This window comes from Parvibaculum sp. (assembly GCF_039680535.1).
Classification (GTDB): domain Bacteria; phylum Pseudomonadota; class Alphaproteobacteria; order Parvibaculales; family Parvibaculaceae; genus Parvibaculum.
In genome coordinates this window covers 40527-56247 of the sequence record NZ_JBDKSS010000034.1, presented here as the reverse complement: position 1 = coordinate 56247, position 15721 = coordinate 40527, and the positions used below count along the sequence as shown (strand labels likewise).

Annotated in this window: 15 protein-coding genes; 14 read left to right on the top strand and 1 reads right to left on the bottom strand. The window is 63.4% G+C overall.

The window, feature by feature from the left end:
• Positions 1 to 16: 16 nt before the first annotated feature.
• The 14 genes from rpsM to ABFC66_RS17230 all read left to right on the top strand — a co-directional run bounded on the left by rpsM (position 17) and on the right by ABFC66_RS17230 (position 15016).
• Positions 17 to 385: a 30S ribosomal protein S13 gene (rpsM, locus tag ABFC66_RS17295; protein ID WP_346742220.1), complete on the top strand. Its 369-nt coding sequence runs from the start codon at positions 17 to 19 to the stop codon at positions 383 to 385.
• Between the two features lie 61 nt (positions 386 to 446).
• Positions 447 to 836 (top strand): 30S ribosomal protein S11, encoded by a 390-nt coding sequence (gene rpsK / locus ABFC66_RS17290; protein ID WP_152216135.1) that lies wholly within the window; start codon positions 447 to 449, stop codon positions 834 to 836.
• A gap of 140 nt (positions 837 to 976) precedes the next feature.
• Positions 977 to 1993, top strand: a complete 1017-nt coding sequence (locus ABFC66_RS17285; protein ID WP_346742219.1) for a DNA-directed RNA polymerase subunit alpha — start codon at positions 977 to 979, stop codon at positions 1991 to 1993.
• A gap of 54 nt (positions 1994 to 2047) precedes the next feature.
• Positions 2048 to 2479 (top strand): 50S ribosomal protein L17, encoded by a 432-nt coding sequence (gene rplQ, locus ABFC66_RS17280; protein ID WP_346742218.1) that lies wholly within the window; start codon positions 2048 to 2050, stop codon positions 2477 to 2479.
• Positions 2480 to 2663: 184 nt separating this feature from the next.
• On the top strand, positions 2664 to 4106 hold the full coding sequence (locus tag ABFC66_RS17275; protein ID WP_346742217.1) for a DegQ family serine endoprotease: 1443 nt from the start codon (positions 2664 to 2666) through the stop codon (positions 4104 to 4106).
• Between the two features lie 35 nt (positions 4107 to 4141).
• Complete coding sequence (locus ABFC66_RS17270; protein ID WP_346742216.1) at positions 4142 to 5446, top strand: replication-associated recombination protein A; 1305 nt, start codon at positions 4142 to 4144, stop codon at positions 5444 to 5446.
• A complete protein-coding gene (gene crcB / locus ABFC66_RS17265; RefSeq protein ID WP_346742215.1) occupies positions 5443 to 5823 on the top strand; it encodes a fluoride efflux transporter CrcB in 381 nt (126 codons plus the stop codon). The genes ABFC66_RS17270 and crcB overlap by 4 nt, the downstream gene beginning before the upstream one ends.
• The gene (locus ABFC66_RS17260) at positions 5820 to 6812 is read left to right on the top strand and encodes an RluA family pseudouridine synthase (protein ID WP_346742214.1); all 993 of its coding nucleotides are present in this window, start codon (positions 5820 to 5822) and stop codon (positions 6810 to 6812) included. Before crcB ends, ABFC66_RS17260 begins: the two co-directional genes overlap by 4 nt.
• On the top strand, positions 6809 to 7504 hold the full coding sequence (locus ABFC66_RS17255) for an HAD family hydrolase (RefSeq protein ID WP_346742213.1): 696 nt from the start codon (positions 6809 to 6811) through the stop codon (positions 7502 to 7504). Before ABFC66_RS17260 ends, ABFC66_RS17255 begins: the two co-directional genes overlap by 4 nt.
• The gene (locus ABFC66_RS17250) at positions 7501 to 9279 is read left to right on the top strand and encodes an AsmA family protein (protein ID WP_346742212.1); all 1779 of its coding nucleotides are present in this window, start codon (positions 7501 to 7503) and stop codon (positions 9277 to 9279) included. Before ABFC66_RS17255 ends, ABFC66_RS17250 begins: the two co-directional genes overlap by 4 nt.
• A gap of 20 nt (positions 9280 to 9299) precedes the next feature.
• On the top strand, positions 9300 to 10112 hold the full coding sequence (locus tag ABFC66_RS17245) for an ATP12 family protein (RefSeq protein ID WP_346742211.1): 813 nt from the start codon (positions 9300 to 9302) through the stop codon (positions 10110 to 10112).
• Positions 10113 to 10293: 181 nt separating this feature from the next.
• Positions 10294 to 11826 carry an acyl-CoA carboxylase subunit beta gene (locus ABFC66_RS17240; RefSeq protein ID WP_346742210.1) on the top strand — a complete coding sequence of 511 codons (1533 nt, stop codon included), beginning with the start codon at positions 10294 to 10296 and terminating at the stop codon, positions 11824 to 11826.
• A gap of 10 nt (positions 11827 to 11836) precedes the next feature.
• Positions 11837 to 13864, top strand: coding sequence for an acetyl/propionyl/methylcrotonyl-CoA carboxylase subunit alpha (locus tag ABFC66_RS17235; RefSeq protein WP_346742209.1), 2028 nt, complete (start codon positions 11837 to 11839; stop codon positions 13862 to 13864).
• Positions 13865 to 13990: 126 nt separating this feature from the next.
• Positions 13991 to 15016, top strand: coding sequence for a polymer-forming cytoskeletal protein (locus tag ABFC66_RS17230; protein ID WP_346742208.1), 1026 nt, complete (start codon positions 13991 to 13993; stop codon positions 15014 to 15016).
• On the opposite strand, the gene lipB is transcribed toward ABFC66_RS17230, so the two are convergent.
• Positions 15013 to 15696, bottom strand: a complete 684-nt coding sequence (lipB, locus tag ABFC66_RS17225) for a lipoyl(octanoyl) transferase LipB (RefSeq protein WP_346742207.1) — start codon at positions 15694 to 15696, stop codon at positions 15013 to 15015. The two genes, ABFC66_RS17230 and lipB, sit on opposite strands and share 4 nt — an antisense overlap.
• Between the last annotated feature and the right edge of the window lie 25 nt (positions 15697 to 15721).

The window sequence follows — 15721 nt, the reverse complement described above, 5'->3', positions numbered from 1 at the left end:
GAGCAGGAGAATTGAAGTGGCTCGTATTGCTGGTGTCAACATCCCGACGAACAAGCGGGTGCTCATCGCGCTGACCTATATCCATGGCATCGGCGACGCCAAGGCGCAGGAGATCTGCGAGAAGGTCGGTATTCCGGCCGAGCGCCGCGTGAACCAGCTGACCGACAGCGAAGTCATCCAGATCCGTGAAACGATTGACCGCGACTACCTGGTCGAAGGCGACCTGCGTCGCGAAGTCGCGATGAACATCAAGCGGCTCATGGATCTCGGCTGCTATCGCGGTCTGCGCCACCGCAAGGGCCTGCCGGTTCATGGTCAGCGGACGCACACCAACGCCCGCACCCGCAAGGGTCCGGCCAAGGCGATTGCCGGCAAGAAGAAGTAAGAGCCCCACGTAATTTTTACGCCGGGGCATGAGCTCGGGCGACAGGCAAGGTTTGAGAGCGATGGCTAAGGAAAAGACCCGTATTCGGCGCAAGGAACGGAAGAACATTTCGTCCGGCGTGGCGCATGTGAACTCGTCGTTCAACAATACGATGATCACGATCACCGACGCGCAGGGCAACACGATCTCCTGGTCCTCGGCCGGCATGATGGGCTTCAAGGGCAGCCGCAAGTCGACGCCCTTCGCCGCGCAGATGGCCGCCGAAGACGCCGGCAAGAAGGCGATGGAGCACGGCATGCGTACCCTCGAAGTCGAGGTGACGGGTCCGGGTTCGGGCCGTGAGTCGGCTCTCCGCGCGCTGCAGTCGGTCGGTTTCACCGTGACGACGATCCGCGACGTCACGCCGATCCCGCACAATGGCTGCCGCCCGCCCAAGCGTCGTCGCGTGTAACCAGCGTTCGATACTCGACCTTTTCTGGTCCGTCTGCCCGCACGATTGAATGGTGGGGCGGACGTTAAAGAGACCAAGTGGCGGATGTCTCCCGCCCGGCGCGCCGGTTTGGCGCCCGTAAACGGCACGAGGTTTTGAAATTGATCCAGAAGAACTGGGAAGAGCTCATTAAGCCGAACAAGCTCGAGATCGTTCCGGGCCATGACGCCGGCCGCTTTGCGACTGTCATCGCAGAGCCGCTTGAGCGCGGCTTCGGCCTGACGCTCGGCAACGCGCTGCGCCGCGTCCTCATGTCGTCGCTCCAGGGCGCCGCCGTGACGGCCGTGCAGATCGACGGCGTGCTGCATGAGTTCTCGTCGATCGCGGGCGTTCGTGAAGACGTCACGGACATCATTCTGAACATCAAGCAGCTCGCGCTGCGCCTTCACGCCGAAGGCCCGAAGCGCATGACGCTGACGAAGAAGGGCCCGGGCGTCGTCACCGCCGGCGACATCACGACGGGCGCGGACATTGAAGTGCTTAATCCGGACCTCGTGCTCTGCACGCTGGACCAGGGCGCCGACATCCGCATGGAATTCACGGTCGCGCTCGGCAAGGGCTATGTCTCGTCGGACCGCAACCGTCCGGAAGACGCGCCGATCGGCCTCATCGCCGTTGACAGCCTCTACAGCCCGGTGAAGCGCGTTTCCTACAAGGTCGAGAACACCCGCGAAGGGCAGATCCTCGACTATGACAAGCTCACCATGCAGATCGAGACGAACGGCGCGCTGACGCCGGACGATGCGGTTGCCTATGCCGCGCGAATCCTGCAAGACCAGCTCCAGATTTTCGTGAACTTCGAAGAGCCGGAGCAGAAGCACATCGAAGAGACGCGCCCGGAACTCGAATTCAACGCGGCGCTGCTCAAGAAGGTCGACGAACTGGAACTCTCGGTCCGCTCGGCCAACTGCCTCAAGAACGACAACATCGTCTATATCGGCGACCTCATCCAGAAGACGGAAGCCGAAATGCTCCGTACGCCGAACTTCGGACGCAAGTCGCTCAACGAGATCAAGGAAGTGCTCGCACAGATGGGTCTCCACCTCGGCATGGAAGTGCCGAACTGGCCGCCGGAGAACATCGAAGAACTCGCGAAGCGCTACGAAGACCAGTATTGATATTTGAACGCCGCGTCGCAGAAGACGCCGCAAGGAATGTAAGGAGAAGGGGTCATGCGTCACGGTAATTCCGGCCGCAAGCTCAACAGGACAGCGAGCCACCGCAAGGCGATGCTCGCCAACATGGCCGTTGCGCTGATCAAGCACGAGCAGATCGTCACGACGCTGCCGAAGGCGAAGGAGCTGCGCCCCTACGTGGAGAAGCTCGTCACGCTCGGCAAGACGGACACGCTGCATACGCGCCGCCAGGCCTATGCGCAGCTGCCCGACAAGAAGTGGGCGGCGAAGCTCTTCGACATTCTCGGACCGCGCTACCAGGAGCGTCCGGGCGGCTATATCCGCGTTCTGAAGGCGGGCTTCCGCTTCGGCGACAACGCCCCGATGGCGGTCATCGAATTCGTCGACCGCGACGAGAGCGCCAAGGGCCAGGATTCGGGTCCGGTGCTGGTCGAGGGTGACGAGGAAGAAGCGCTGGCGACGGCGTAAGCCGATCGCGCTTCAAGCGACATTCGAGGGCGGCCTTTCGGGCCGCCCTTTTTGTTTGCGCGTTCCCGGTCTCGGCGCGGGGTTCGGAATAGTTCGGCCTTGCCAGAGTCACAATGGCTCAACAAAATCCATGGATGGATGCGGCGCTTCCGGGCCGGGGGCGTATCAGGTGGTGGTTGAATTCATGTCCCAATCTTCCGTGGGCGGTTGGCTCTCGATGGCGCTTGGCGCTGCGGTGCTCAGCCTGACGCTGGTTTTCTTTCCGCGCGATGCGAAGGCGGAGACGCGTGCGCTGCCGGGCTCGTCGAGCGAGGTGACGCTGTCCTATTCGGCGGTGGTGAAGCGTGTCGCACCGGCGGTGGTGAACGTCTATTCGAAGCGCGTGGTGCAGGCTCAGGCGCCGTCGCCACTCTTCAACGACCCGTTCTTCCAGCGCTTTTTCGGCGACCGCTTCAGCTTCGGCGTGCCGCGAGAACGCGTGCAGCAGTCGCTCGGCTCGGGCGTGATCGTCGACGCGAGCGGCCTCATCGTTACCAACAATCACGTCATTCAGGGTGGCGACCAGTTCAAGGTCGCGCTCAACGACAGGCGTGAATATGAGGCGAAAGTCGTGCTCGCGGATGAGCGCACCGATCTCGCCGTGCTGAAGATCGACACCAAGGGCGAGAAGCTGCCATTCCTCGCGTTCAAGGATTCGGATTCGGTGGAAGTGGGCGATCTCGTGCTCGCGCTCGGCAATCCCTTCGGTGTCGGCCAGACGGTGACGACGGGCATCGTCTCGGCGCTGGCGCGGACGCATATCGGCGTCTCGGATTATCAGTTCTTCATCCAGACGGATGCCGCGATCAATCCGGGCAATTCGGGCGGCGCGTTGGTGACGACGGATGGCAGGCTCATCGGCATCAACAGCGCGATCTATTCGCAGTCGGGTGGCAGTGTCGGAATCGGCTTTGCGATCCCGTCGAACATGGTCCGGCTCATCGTCGATAGCGCGAGGAATGGCGGCCATGTGAAGCGGCCCTGGACGGGCGCGCAGCTCCAGGCGGTAGACGCGCAGCTCGCCTCGACGCTTGGCCTCGACCGACCGGGCGGCGCGCTGGTGCAGCAGGTCTTTGCGGGTGGCCCAGCGGCGCGCGCGGGGCTGAAGGATGGCGATGTGATCCGGGCCGTCGACAATCATGATGTCGAGGACCCGCAGGCGGTGCGCTACCGCTTCGCCACCAAGGGGCTCAATGGCAAGGTGACTGTGCGCTATCAGCGCGATGGCCGCAGCTATGAGACCCAGATGGCGCTCGAGGCGCCGCCGGAGAAGCCCGCCGCAGACCGCACAGTCGTCAAGGGGCGCAACCCGTTCACGGGGGCCACCGTCGCCAACCTCTCGCCGGCGATCGCGGATGAGCTGGGCATGGACGCGCCGGCCGCGAAGGGCGTCGTGATCCTGAAGATCGAGAACGGGACGCCTGCCGACCGGCTCCAGTTTCAGCCTGGCGATATCGTGCTCCAGGTGGGCGAGGTGAAGATCGGCGCGGTCAAGGAGCTTCTGGGCGCGACCGCCGGCACCCGCGAGCAATGGGATTTCGCGATCCGGCGCGGCGATCAGACCTTCACGGCGACCGTCGGCGGATGATGCGGCGGGCAGGGGAAACATGCTAAACCCTGCCCATGAGCAATCTTTTCGAAGCCGCAGGTCTGGATGAGGGCGCGCCGCGTCCGCTGGCGGACAGGCTGCGTCCGAAGACCCTCGAGGAGGTGGTCGGTCAAGACCATCTGATAGGGCCGAAGGGGCCGCTTGGGCGCATGCTCGCCAAGGGCCATCTGTCGTCGATCGTCCTCTGGGGCCCGCCCGGCACCGGCAAGACGACCATCGCCCGGCTGCTGGCTGACAAGGTGGGGCTTCATTTTGAGCCGATGTCGGCGATCTTTTCCGGCGTCGGGGACCTCAAGAAGGTCTTCGATGCGGCGCGGGGCCGTCGCGCGGTCGGCAAGGGCACGCTGCTTTTCGTCGACGAGATACACCGCTTCAACCGTGCCCAGCAGGACAGCTTCCTCCCGGTGATGGAGGACGGCACGGTCACGCTGGTCGGTGCGACGACCGAAAACCCGTCCTTCGAACTCAATGCCGCGCTTCTCTCTCGCGCGCAGGTGCTGGTGCTGAACCGGCTCGACGATGCCTCGCTCGAAAAGCTGCTTGGGCGCGCCGAGGCCTATGTGGGCCGCAAGCTGCCGCTCGACGAGGATGCGCGGGCCACGCTGCGCGCCATGGCCGATGGCGATGGACGCTACATGCTGGGTCTTGCCGAAGAAGTCTTCGAGGTGGCGGGCGACCAGACGCTCGACACGGCAGGCCTCATCGGCGCGGTGCAGCGCCGCGCGCCGCTCTACGACAAGGGCCGGGAAGGGCACTACAATCTCGTCAGCGCGCTTCATAAATCCGTACGCGGATCGGATTGCGACGCGGCGCTCTACTGGCTTGCGCGTATGCTGGCGGGCGGCGAAGACCCGCTTTATATCTGCCGGCGCATGGTGCGCATGGCGGTGGAAGATATCGGCCTCGCCGACCCGGAAGCGCTGCACCAGACGCTTGCCGCGAAAGAGGCTTATGATTTTCTGGGTTCGCCCGAAGGCGAACTCGCCATCGCGCAGGCGCTGATCTATCTCGCCACCGCGCCGAAATCGAATGCGGCCTATACGGCTTTCGGCGCGGCGAAGCGCGCTGCCAAGGAAACCGGCTCGCTCAATCCGCCCGCGCATATTCTCAATGCGCCGACGCGATTGATGAAGGATCTCGGATACGGCAAAGGCTATGTCTACGATCCCGATACGCCGGAAGGGTTTTCGGGGCAGGACTATTTCCCCGACGAGATGGAGCGCGAGCAGTTCTATGAGCCCTTCGAACGTGGCTTTGAGCGCGAGATTTCCAAGCGCCTCGCCTATTGGCAAAGGCTGAGACAGGAGAAGTCGAAGTGAACAGCATTTTCGCCGTCGCCGTCGGCGGCGCCATTGGTTCCGTGCTGCGCTATCTTTTCAATATCGAGGTGAGCAAAGCGCTCGGCACCGGCTTTCCCTGGGGCATTTTCGTCGTCAACATTCTCGGCTGTTTCGTCATGGGGGCGGTTGCCGAGAGCTTCGAGCTGAAGTTCAGCGCGCCGCAGGAAATGCGCAGCTTCATGATGACGGGCATTCTCGGCGGCTTCACGACATTCTCGGCCTTCGCGCTCGATGCGGGCAACATGATCGAGCGGAACGATTTTGGCCTTGCTGGCCTTTATGTGGCGGGGTCGGTCTGCGGATCGATCCTGGCGCTTTTTCTCGGACTTTGGACTGTAAGGGCGGTGTTTTCATGAGTGCTGTCGCGCAACTCGACGTGACGGAGGAAGAGGATGGCATCCGCCTCGACCGCTGGTTCAAACGTCGCTTTCCTTCGCTGACGCATGGCCGTCTCGAAAAGCTGCTGCGCACGGGGCAGGTGCGTGTTGACGGCGCCAAGGCGAAGTCGAATGCGCGGCTCTCTGCCGGTCAGATCGTCCGTGTGCCGCCGCTCGGCGAGGCGCTGGAACCCGCGCCCAAGGTTGAAAAACCGGTGAGCGAGGCTGATGCGGAGATGATCCGCGCCTGCGTCATCTACAAGGACAAGTCGGTGATCGTGCTGAACAAGCCGGCGGGGCTTGCCGTGCAAGGTGGCACCAAGACAGAGCGGCATCTCGATGGAATGCTTGACGCGCTGATGTTCGAGGCGAAGGAGCGTCCGCGCCTCGTTCACCGCCTCGACCGCGACACCTCGGGCGTTATCGTGCTGGCGCGGAATGTCCGCGCGGCCACGGCTCTTGCCCGCGCCTTTCAGCAGAAGGACGCGCAGAAGATTTACTGGGCGCTCGTCGTCGGCGTGCCGAGCCCGCGTCAGGGCACGATCAACCTTGCGTTGGCGAAGCAGGGCGGGCCGCGTGCCGAACGCGTTTTCGCCGCCGAGAAGGGCGACGAGGACGCGAAGAATGCCGTCACGCATTATTCGGTGGTAACGACGGTGGCGCAGAAATTCGCCTGGGTGGCCTTCATGCCGATGACGGGGCGCACGCACCAGATCCGCGCTCATGCCGCCGCCATGGGAACGCCCATTGTCGGCGACGGGAAATATGGCGGTGTCGATGCGCATCCGGGTGGCGAAATTCCGCGCCAGCTTCACCTTCATGCGCGTTCGCTCGACATCGCGCATCCCGATGGCGGCAAGCGCCTTTTTGTGGAGGCGGAACTGCCGCCTCACATGAAGAAGACATGGGAGCTGCTTGCCTTCGAGGAGCGCGACGCGAAGCACGCCTTTGACGGGCTGGAGCCATGAGCACGCGGCTCGTCGTTTTCGATTGCGACGGCACGCTGATCGATAGCCAGCACATGATCGTGGCAGCGATGAACCATGCCTTTGAAGCGCATGGGCTCAAGCCGCTTCCGCGCGAGGAGGTTTTGTCCATTGTCGGCCTGTCGCTCGACGAGGCGCTGGCGGCGCTTCTGCCGGAGACGGACCCGGTGCTTCGCAAGGCCGTGACCGAGGGCTACAAGGATGCCTTCCATCATCTGCGCGCGCGGCCCGAGCTCGCAGAGCCGCTTTTTCCCGGCGCCCGCGAGGCGATCGAGCGTCTGGCTGAACGGGATGATATTCTTCTAGGGATTGCCACGGGCAAGTCGCAGAAGGGGCTTCGGCTCGCGCTCGAACAGCATGATCTCGCCCGCTTTTTTGTCACCCTTCAGACGGCGGACGATGCGCCCTCGAAGCCTCATCCCATGATGATGGAGCGCGCCATGGCGGAGGCGGGTGCGGACCCCCGCAATACCGTTCTGGTGGGGGATACGTCATACGATATTCATATGGCCCGCGCCGCAGGAACGCATGCGTTCGGCGTCGATTGGGGCTATCATGACACGGACGTTCTGGCGCAGGCGGGAGCTTCCGTAATCCTTTCGGATTTTGCGGAGCTTCATCCCGCGCTGGAGACGATCTGGACGGTGCCAATATTCGGGGAGCCAGTTAAATGAGATTCATCGGCCGGTTGCTTCTTCTTGTCATCATTGTTCTGGTCGTCGGTGTTGTCGGCCTGAGCTTCGTCGATCTCGGGCGCTTCTCGCCGCAGATCGAGGCAGCCGCGCAAAAGGCGACAGGCCGCGCCCTCAAGATCGACGGGCGCCTGCATATCGGCATTTCGCTGCAACCTGAGCTGATCGCGGAGAAGGTGAGCTTCGCCAATGCAGATTGGGGCTCGCGGCCGGAGATGGTGAAGGCGGACCGGCTGGCCCTGAAGATCGACGTGCTGCCACTGCTCAAGGGGCAGGTGGCGCTGAAATCCGTCGAACTCGACGGCGCCGACATCTATGTCGAAACGGACAAGACCGGTAAGGGCAACTGGGAGTTTGGCGCGGCGCCGGCAGAGGCCGCGCCCAAGGCGGGCGGTGGCCCGGCGCTGGCGGGTGTGCCCAATGTCGCCATCTCGAACCTCAAGATCACCTATCGCGACGGCAAGACGAAGAAGGTGACGACGGCCGACTTCCAGAAGGTCAGCATCGCGCAGAAGGCCGGCGGCATTCATGCGACGATCGAGGGCGACGTCAATGGCTCGACCATTGCCTTCGACTCCGATGTGTTTCAGTCGGCGGGCGACATTTCGCTGAAGGATGCTTCGGTGACGGTGGCCGGAACCAGCGCGAAGGGCGACCTCACGCTGGCGCTTGGCGGCGCGAAGCCCAGCATCAGCGGCGCTCTGGCGAGCCCGAAATTCGATCTCACCCCATTTACCAAAGGTGACGGCGGCAGCAAGACGAAGGGCGGACCTGTCTTCAGCCGTGACCCGCTTCCGCTCGACCAACTCAGTGCCGCCGATGCGGATGTGACGGTCAGCATTGCCTCGCTTGTCTTCGGCAAGGTCGAACTCACCAATGTGAAGCTGCCGGTGAAGCTCAGGGACGGGCAGCTTAATGCGCCGCTCAGCGCGGCTTACCGTGGCGTACCGATCAACGCCGCCGTGACCGCCAATGGCGGCTCGCGCGCGGTGTCGCTCGATGCGCGCACGACCTCGCTCGACCTCGGCCAGCTCTTCAAGGACCTCGACGTGACGGACCTTCTTTCCGTCAAGGCCGACATCGCGGCGAAGCTCAATGGACGCGGCAAGTCGCTGCATGACATTGCGGCGAGCCTCAACGGCATGACCAACCTTGCGACGGGCGAGGGCACGGTCAATTCCAAGATGTTCGCAACGGTTTCCGGCGATCTGGCGACGGCGCTCATTCCGAGCGGTGCGAATACCGATAAGGCCAAGCTCGTATGCGCCTTGAGCGCCTTCAGCTTCCAGGGCGGCGTCGGCACATCCAGGGCGCTGGCGGTCGAAACCGACAGCCTCATCACCACGGGCGGCGGCACCATCAATCTGGGTACGGAGCAGATCGACCTTCTGCTCAAGCCGAAACCGAAGAACCCGAGCCTCGTGAGCCTCGCCTTCCCGATCCGCGTATCGGGTTCGCTTTCGGCGCCTTCGGCCGGTCTCGACAAGGCGGGCGCCGCCATGGGTGTGGCGACGGCAGTCGGCGGCGTGGCGCTGACCGGTGGCGTTGGCGCGCTCCTGCCGCTCATGAGCAGCGGAAATGAAGGCGCTGCGGGTTCCGGCGGCTGCGCGAAGCTTGCTGCCGCGGCGGCTCAGGACTCTGGTGGCGTAGGCGGCACGGTGAAGGGCGTCGGCAGCGCGGTCGGCGGTGCGGCCGAGGGCGTCGGCGGCGCGGTCAAAGGCATCGGAGAGGGCATTGGCGGCCTCTTCGGCAAGTAAGCGATAGCGAAGTAACGAATATGAGTGACGACGATTCCATCTTTGGCCCGCTCTTCTCGGAGCTGGGGCGCAACCGGGCGCTCGACGAACAGGTCGAGCATCCGGGGCGCAATACTTTCCGCCCGCTGCCCAAGCGCTTCTACAAGGAAGCCAAGGCGGCGCCGTTGGATGATGGCTTCACGGTGCTGCTCGACGGGCGGGCCGTGAAGACGCCCGCCAGGTCGCCACTCAAGGTTCCGACGCTGGCACTGGCGGAAGCCATGGCCGGCGAGTGGGAGGGCCAGGGCGAGAAGATCGACCCCCGCACCATGTGGTTGACCAAGCTCGCCAATACGGCGATCGATCGGGTCGAACCGCGCCGGGATGAGGTGATCGCCGACATCATGGCCTTCGCCGGCACCGACCTCATCTGCTACCGGGCGGACAATCCGGCGGAACTTGCCCGCCGCCATATTGCCTATTGGCAGCCTTTGGTGGACTGGGCGGCGGAAACCTTCGGCGCCCGGCTGCGCGTGACGGAAGGGCTCACCCATATCGCCCAGGACGAGGACGCGCTCGCCGCGCTCCGCTCCGCCCTGACCGGGATCGGCTCCTTCTCGCTGGCGGCGCTCCACAACGCCACGACGCTGACCGGCTCGGCCATTATCGGGCTCGCGCTTCTGAAGGGCAGGCTCGATGTCGGGCAGGCTTTCGACGCCTCTCACGTGGACGAAACCTGGCAGGCGGAACTCTGCGGCGAGGACGAAGACGAGGCGCTTCGACTCGCCACAAGGCGCGAAGAACTGGCGGACACGGCACGTTTTTTGGAGCTTCTGGGCCAGACCTCCGTCTGACGCTACGTAAAACCGGGGCTCCAAAACGCCCGCCAAGCCATTGGCAAACGTTCGATTTGGGTGCTATTCAAGGCCCTCGCAAGATGCCGGGCGGCGGCCGTTTCGAGCCCCGTGCGCCGGTCATCCACCATCTCGAAAACGCCCGGCCGGATCGTCCCGGCCCAAGGTCTCAGGGGTCGGAATGAAAGAGATTATTCGCCAGCTCGAAGAGCGCAGGAACGTTGCCAGGCTCGGCGGCGGCCAGAAGCGCATCGACGCTCAGCATGCACGCGGCAAGCTCACGGCGCGCGAGCGCATCGAGCTGCTGCTCGACGAGGGCTCCTTCGAGGAGTTCGACATGTTCGTCGAACATGATTGCCACGACTTCGGCATGGAGAAGCAGAAGATTCCGGGCGACGGCGTCGTAACGGGCTGGGGCACGGTCAACGGTCGCCCCGTCTATATCTTCGTGAAGGACTTCACGGTCTTCGGCGGCTCGCTCTCCAAGGCGCATGCGAAGAAGATGACGAAGATCCAGGACATGGCGCTGCGCAACGGCGCGCCGATCATCGGCCTCTTCGACGCGGGCGGCGCGCGCATCCAGGAAGGCGTGGACGCGCTTGGCGGCTATGGCGAAGTCTTCACGCGCAATGTGCTCGCCTCGGGCGTCATTCCGCAGATCTCCGTCATCATGGGCCCGTGCGCGGGCGGCGACGTCTACTCGCCGGCCATGACGGACTTCATCTTCATGGTCCGCGATACCTCCTACATGTTCGTGACCGGCCCTGACGTCGTGAAGACGGTGACGAACGAAACCGTCACCTCCGAACAGCTCGGCGGCGCGTCGATCCACACGGTCAAATCGTCGGTTGCCGACGGCGCCTGGGACAATGACGTCATCACGCTCGGCCAGATCCGCCGCCTGATCGACTTCCTGCCTTCGTCGAACCGCGACGACGTGCCGGAGCGTCCCTATTACGACGACGCCAAGCGCATCGAGATGTCGCTCGACACGCTGATCCCGGCGAACCCGAACATGCCCTATGACATGAAGGAACTGATCCTGAAGGTCGTGGACGAGGGCGATTTCTTCGAGATTCAGGAAAGCTTCGCGAAGAACATCATCACCGGCTTTGCCCGCATCGAAGGCCGCACCGTCGGCATCGTTGCGAACCAGCCGATGGTGCTCGCGGGCGTGCTCGACTCGGACGCCAGCCGCAAGGCCGCGCGCTTCGTGCGCTTCTGCGACTGCTTCAATATTCCGATCGTCACCTTCGTGGACGTGCCGGGCTTCCTTCCGGGCACCGCGCAGGAATATGGCGGCCTCATCAAGCACGGCGCGAAGCTTCTCTTCGCCTATACCGAAGCGACCGTGCCGAAAATCACCGTCATCACGCGCAAGGCCTATGGCGGCGCCTATGACGTCATGTCGTCGAAGCATATTCGCGGTGACCTGAACTACGCCTGGCCGACCGCCGAAATCGCGGTCATGGGCGCGAAGGGCGCGGTCGAGATCATCCATCGCCAGGATCTCGGCGATGCGGAGAAGATCGCCGCCCATACCAAGACCTATGAAGACCGCTTCCTCAATCCCTTCGTCGCCGCCGAACGTGGCTACATCGACGAAGTGATCATGCCGCACTCGACGCGAGTGCGCGTGGCGCGGGCATTGGCTCTCCTTCGCAACAAGGAAGTCGAAGCCCCGTGGAAGAAGCACGACAACATTCCGCTCTGAGGGCGATCACATGTTCAAGAAAATCCTGATCGCCAACCGAGGCGAGATTGCCTGCCGCGTCATCAAGACGGCGCGCAAGATGGGCATCAAGACGGTCGCCGTCTATTCGGACGCCGACAAGGACGCGCTGCATGTCGAGATGGCGGATGAAGCCGTTCATATCGGCGCGCCCGCAGCCGCCCAGTCCTATCTGATCATCGAAAAGATCATCGACGCCTGCAAGAAGACGGGTGCCGAAGCGGTTCATCCGGGATACGGCTTCCTCTCCGAGAACTCGAAGTTCGCCATCGCGCTGAAGGAGGCGGGGATCGCCTTCATCGGTCCGAACGTCAAGGCCGTCGAGGTCATGGGCGACAAGATCGAGTCGAAGAAATTCGCCAATGCGGCGAAGGTCTCGACCGTTCCGGGTTATCTCGGTGTGATCGCCGATTCCACCGAAGCCGTGAAGATCGCCAATGAGATCGGCTATCCGGTCATGATCAAGGCGTCGGCAGGCGGCGGCGGCAAGGGCATGCGCATCGCATGGTCCGAGAAGGAAGTGGCCGAAGGCTTCGCTGCTTCGATGTCGGAAGCCAAGTCGAGCTTCGGCGACGACCGCGTTTTCATCGAGAAGTTCGTCACGCAGCCGCGCCACATCGAAATCCAGGTGCTCGGCGACAAGCATGGCAACGTCATCTATGTGAACGAGCGCGAATGCTCGATCCAGCGCCGCAACCAGAAGGTCATCGAAGAAGCGCCGTCGCCCTTCCTTGATGAAAACACACGCAAGGCGATGGGCGAGCAGGCCGTCGCGCTCGCCAAGGCCGTGGATTACGAGAGCGCGGGCACCGTCGAGTTCATCGTCGACAAGGACCGCAATTTCTACTTCCTCGAAATGAACACGCGCCTTCAGGTCGAGCATCCGGTGACCGAGCTCATCACCGGCATCGACCTCGTGGAGCAGATGATCCGCGTCGCCGCGGGCGAGAAGCTCTCGATCACGCAGGCCGATGTGAAGATCAACGGCTGGGCGATGGAAAGCCGCATCTATGCGGAAGATCCCTATCGCAACTTCCTGCCTTCGACCGGACGTCTCGTGCGCTACCAGCCGCCGGCGGAAGGCACCGAGAACGGCCTTACCATCCGCAACGATACCGGCGTCTATGAAGGCGGCGAAATCTCGATCTATTACGATCCGATGATCGCCAAGCTCTGCACGCATGGTCCAGACCGCGCCAGCGCCATCGACTACATGTCCATCGCGCTGGACGAGTTCCGCATCGACGGTATCCAGCACAACATTCCGTTCCTCGGCGCGATCATGGAGCATCCGCGCTTCCGGTCGGGCAACATCACGACGGGCTTTATTGCCGAGGAATATCCGGAAGGTTTCCATGGCGTCGAACTGGGCGACGAACGCCGCCGCAAGCTCGCAGCCATCGCGGTCTACATGAACGAGCTTCATGTCGCCCGCGCCGTGCAGATCAGCGGCCAGCTCTCGGGCCGTCCGCGCAAGCTGCCCGAGGATTGGGTGGTTAGCCTCGACACGTGGCACCAGAAGGCGAAGGCCGATTTCGTCGAAGACGGTCTTGAGATCACGCTTTCCGGTCTCGACGACAGCGACGTCCAGACCTTCGTCGTGGACAGCGAATGGACGCCGGGACAGTCGGTCTTCGTCGGCACGGTGAACGGCGAGGACATAGCCGTGCAGATCGACCGCGCGAAGCAGGGTTACCGCCTGCGCTATCGCGGCGCGACGGTTGCGGCCGTGGTGCGCACGCAGCTCGGCCATCGCCTGAACCTGCTGATGCCGGAAAAGGTTGCCGCGGATACGTCGAAATATCTGCTGTGCCCCATGCCCGGCCTCGTGAAGTCCATCGCGGTGGAAGTCGGCCAGGAAGTGAAGGCGGGTGAACCTCTCGCCATCGTCGAAGCGATGAAGATGGAAAACATCCTCCGCGCCGAGAAGGACTGCACGATTGCCGCCATCGAGGCGAAGCCGGGCGACAGCCTGGCGGTCGATGCCGTCATCATGGAGTTTGAGTTCGAGTCGAAATAAGACGCGGACGCATAGTCGAATACCTGCACCCCGGCCTTGCGCCGGGGTGTTTGTTTATGGGCCGCGCTTGCGGTTGACACTCTGGCGCAATGACGCGAGCCTTGGGCTCCGAAGAAGGAGGGCTTCATGCGCACCGGATTTGCAGCCGCTATCATGGCCCTGTTGGGGGCGCTTCTGCTGATTGCGCCCGCTGGAGCCGCGGTCGCCAAGGGCACGACCCCGGCTTCGGTGGAGTGGAGCAGCGGCGACACGGTCTATCTCGCGGGGCGCGACGTCACGGTCGACAGCAATGTCGAGGGCGCGCTGACCATTACCGGCGAGACCGTCTCGATTTCGCGCGACGTGAAGGTCGGCGGCGATGTCTGGATCGCGGGGCGACGTGTCGCGACGGAAGGCGACATCAACGGCGATCTTTCCATCCGCGCGCAGGACGCGCTCATCAACGGCCATGTGAAGGGCGATGTTACGTTCTATGGCGTTCATGTTGTCTTCGGTCCCGATGCCTGGGTCGAAGGCGATGTGAATTATTTCTCCGCCGGTCCGGCCGAAGTCGATTCCGGGGCGCGGATCAAGGGCGCCATGCGTTCGAAGGTCTGGGATGAGGCGACAAGGCCGCGCGAACCTCATTATGGCGCGCCGGAACCATATGGACAGTATACGGAGAGAAGCTGGACCGACCGCTGGCCGACACCGGGCTACAGGCTCTCCTGGCCGGGGGCGGTCTTCTTCGGCCTGCTGGCGGGCATCGTCGCGCTTGCTGCACCCGCAGGGGCGGCGCGTCTCAGCGAGGCAGCTGCTGCGCAGTCGGCCTTCGCCTTTCTCGTCGGCCTCGTCTGGCTGATCGGTACACCAATACTCGCCGTCCTGTCGGCCGTGACGATTATCGGATTACCGCTCGCCTTCATCGTCATTCTGCTTTGGCCGCTCGGCATGGTGATCGGGCTTGTCATCTCCATCATGGTGATTGGCGAACTCGTCGCGGGGCGCATCGGGACGACCTATGACAGAACCGTGCGCGTGATCGGCGGCATCTTTGTCGCGACGCTCCTTCTCTGGATCGGAATATCGCTCCCGGCGCTCGGCGGATTTGTCTGGCTGGCGGCAGTGATATTCGGCGTTGGCGCGCTCGTGCTGGCAGTCCGGTTCGATTAGTGCGCCGGACCGAACACGTCCTCGAAGCTCGCCTTCAGCGCCATGTCGACTTCTTCCATGCTGACCAGATGGCCGAGATCGGCGAGGCTCGTCACGCCATGTTGCGAGATGCCGCACGGGACGATGCCGGAGAAATGTTCCAGCGCCGGGTCCACGTTGATGCTGATGCCGTGGAAGCTCACCCATTTGCGGAGGCGCACGCCGATGGCGGCAATCTTGTCTTCGCGGCCAAGCCCCTTGTCCGGACGGCGCACCCAGACACCGACGCGATCCTCGCGCACTTCGCCAACGACGTTGAAGCGCGCCAGCGTGGCGATGATCCAGCGTTCGAGATCGTGGACATAGGCGCGCACATCGGGTTTGCGACGCTTCAGATCGAGCATCACATAGGCCACGCGCTGCCCGGGGCCATGATAGGTGTATTGCCCGCCGCGCCCGGTCTTGAACACAGGGAAGCGATCCGGCGCGAGGAGGTCCTTTTCATCCGCGCTGGTGCCCGCCGTGTAGAGGGCGGGATGTTCGAGCAGCCAGACGAGCTCGCGCGCCTTGCCTTCGGCAATGGCGGCGGCGCGCGCCTCCATTTCGGCCACTGCGACGTCATAGGGAACCGGCGCATCGGAGACGCGCCATTCGACTGCTGAGGCGGAAAGGGGCTCCGCCAGACTTGATGTCTTAACCATGGGGTAACTCTAGCATGCGACGTTC

Coding starts and splice junctions, on each gene's coding strand:
- rpsK (WP_152216135.1), top strand. CDS start 447: ATGGCTAAGGAAAAGACCCGTATTCGGCGCAAGGAACGGAAGAACATT.
- rplQ (WP_346742218.1), top strand. CDS start 2,048: ATGCGTCACGGTAATTCCGGCCGCAAGCTCAACAGGACAGCGAGCCAC.
- ABFC66_RS17275 (WP_346742217.1), top strand. CDS start 2,664: ATGTCCCAATCTTCCGTGGGCGGTTGGCTCTCGATGGCGCTTGGCGCT.
- ABFC66_RS17270 (WP_346742216.1), top strand. CDS start 4,142: ATGAGCAATCTTTTCGAAGCCGCAGGTCTGGATGAGGGCGCGCCGCGT.
- ABFC66_RS17260 (WP_346742214.1), top strand. CDS start 5,820: ATGAGTGCTGTCGCGCAACTCGACGTGACGGAGGAAGAGGATGGCATC.
- ABFC66_RS17255 (WP_346742213.1), top strand. CDS start 6,809: ATGAGCACGCGGCTCGTCGTTTTCGATTGCGACGGCACGCTGATCGAT.
- ABFC66_RS17250 (WP_346742212.1), top strand. CDS start 7,501: ATGAGATTCATCGGCCGGTTGCTTCTTCTTGTCATCATTGTTCTGGTC.
- ABFC66_RS17245 (WP_346742211.1), top strand. CDS start 9,300: ATGAGTGACGACGATTCCATCTTTGGCCCGCTCTTCTCGGAGCTGGGG.
- ABFC66_RS17240 (WP_346742210.1), top strand. CDS start 10,294: ATGAAAGAGATTATTCGCCAGCTCGAAGAGCGCAGGAACGTTGCCAGG.
- ABFC66_RS17235 (WP_346742209.1), top strand. CDS start 11,837: ATGTTCAAGAAAATCCTGATCGCCAACCGAGGCGAGATTGCCTGCCGC.
- ABFC66_RS17230 (WP_346742208.1), top strand. CDS start 13,991: ATGCGCACCGGATTTGCAGCCGCTATCATGGCCCTGTTGGGGGCGCTT.
- lipB (WP_346742207.1), bottom strand. CDS start 15,696: ATGGTTAAGACATCAAGTCTGGCGGAGCCCCTTTCCGCCTCAGCAGTC.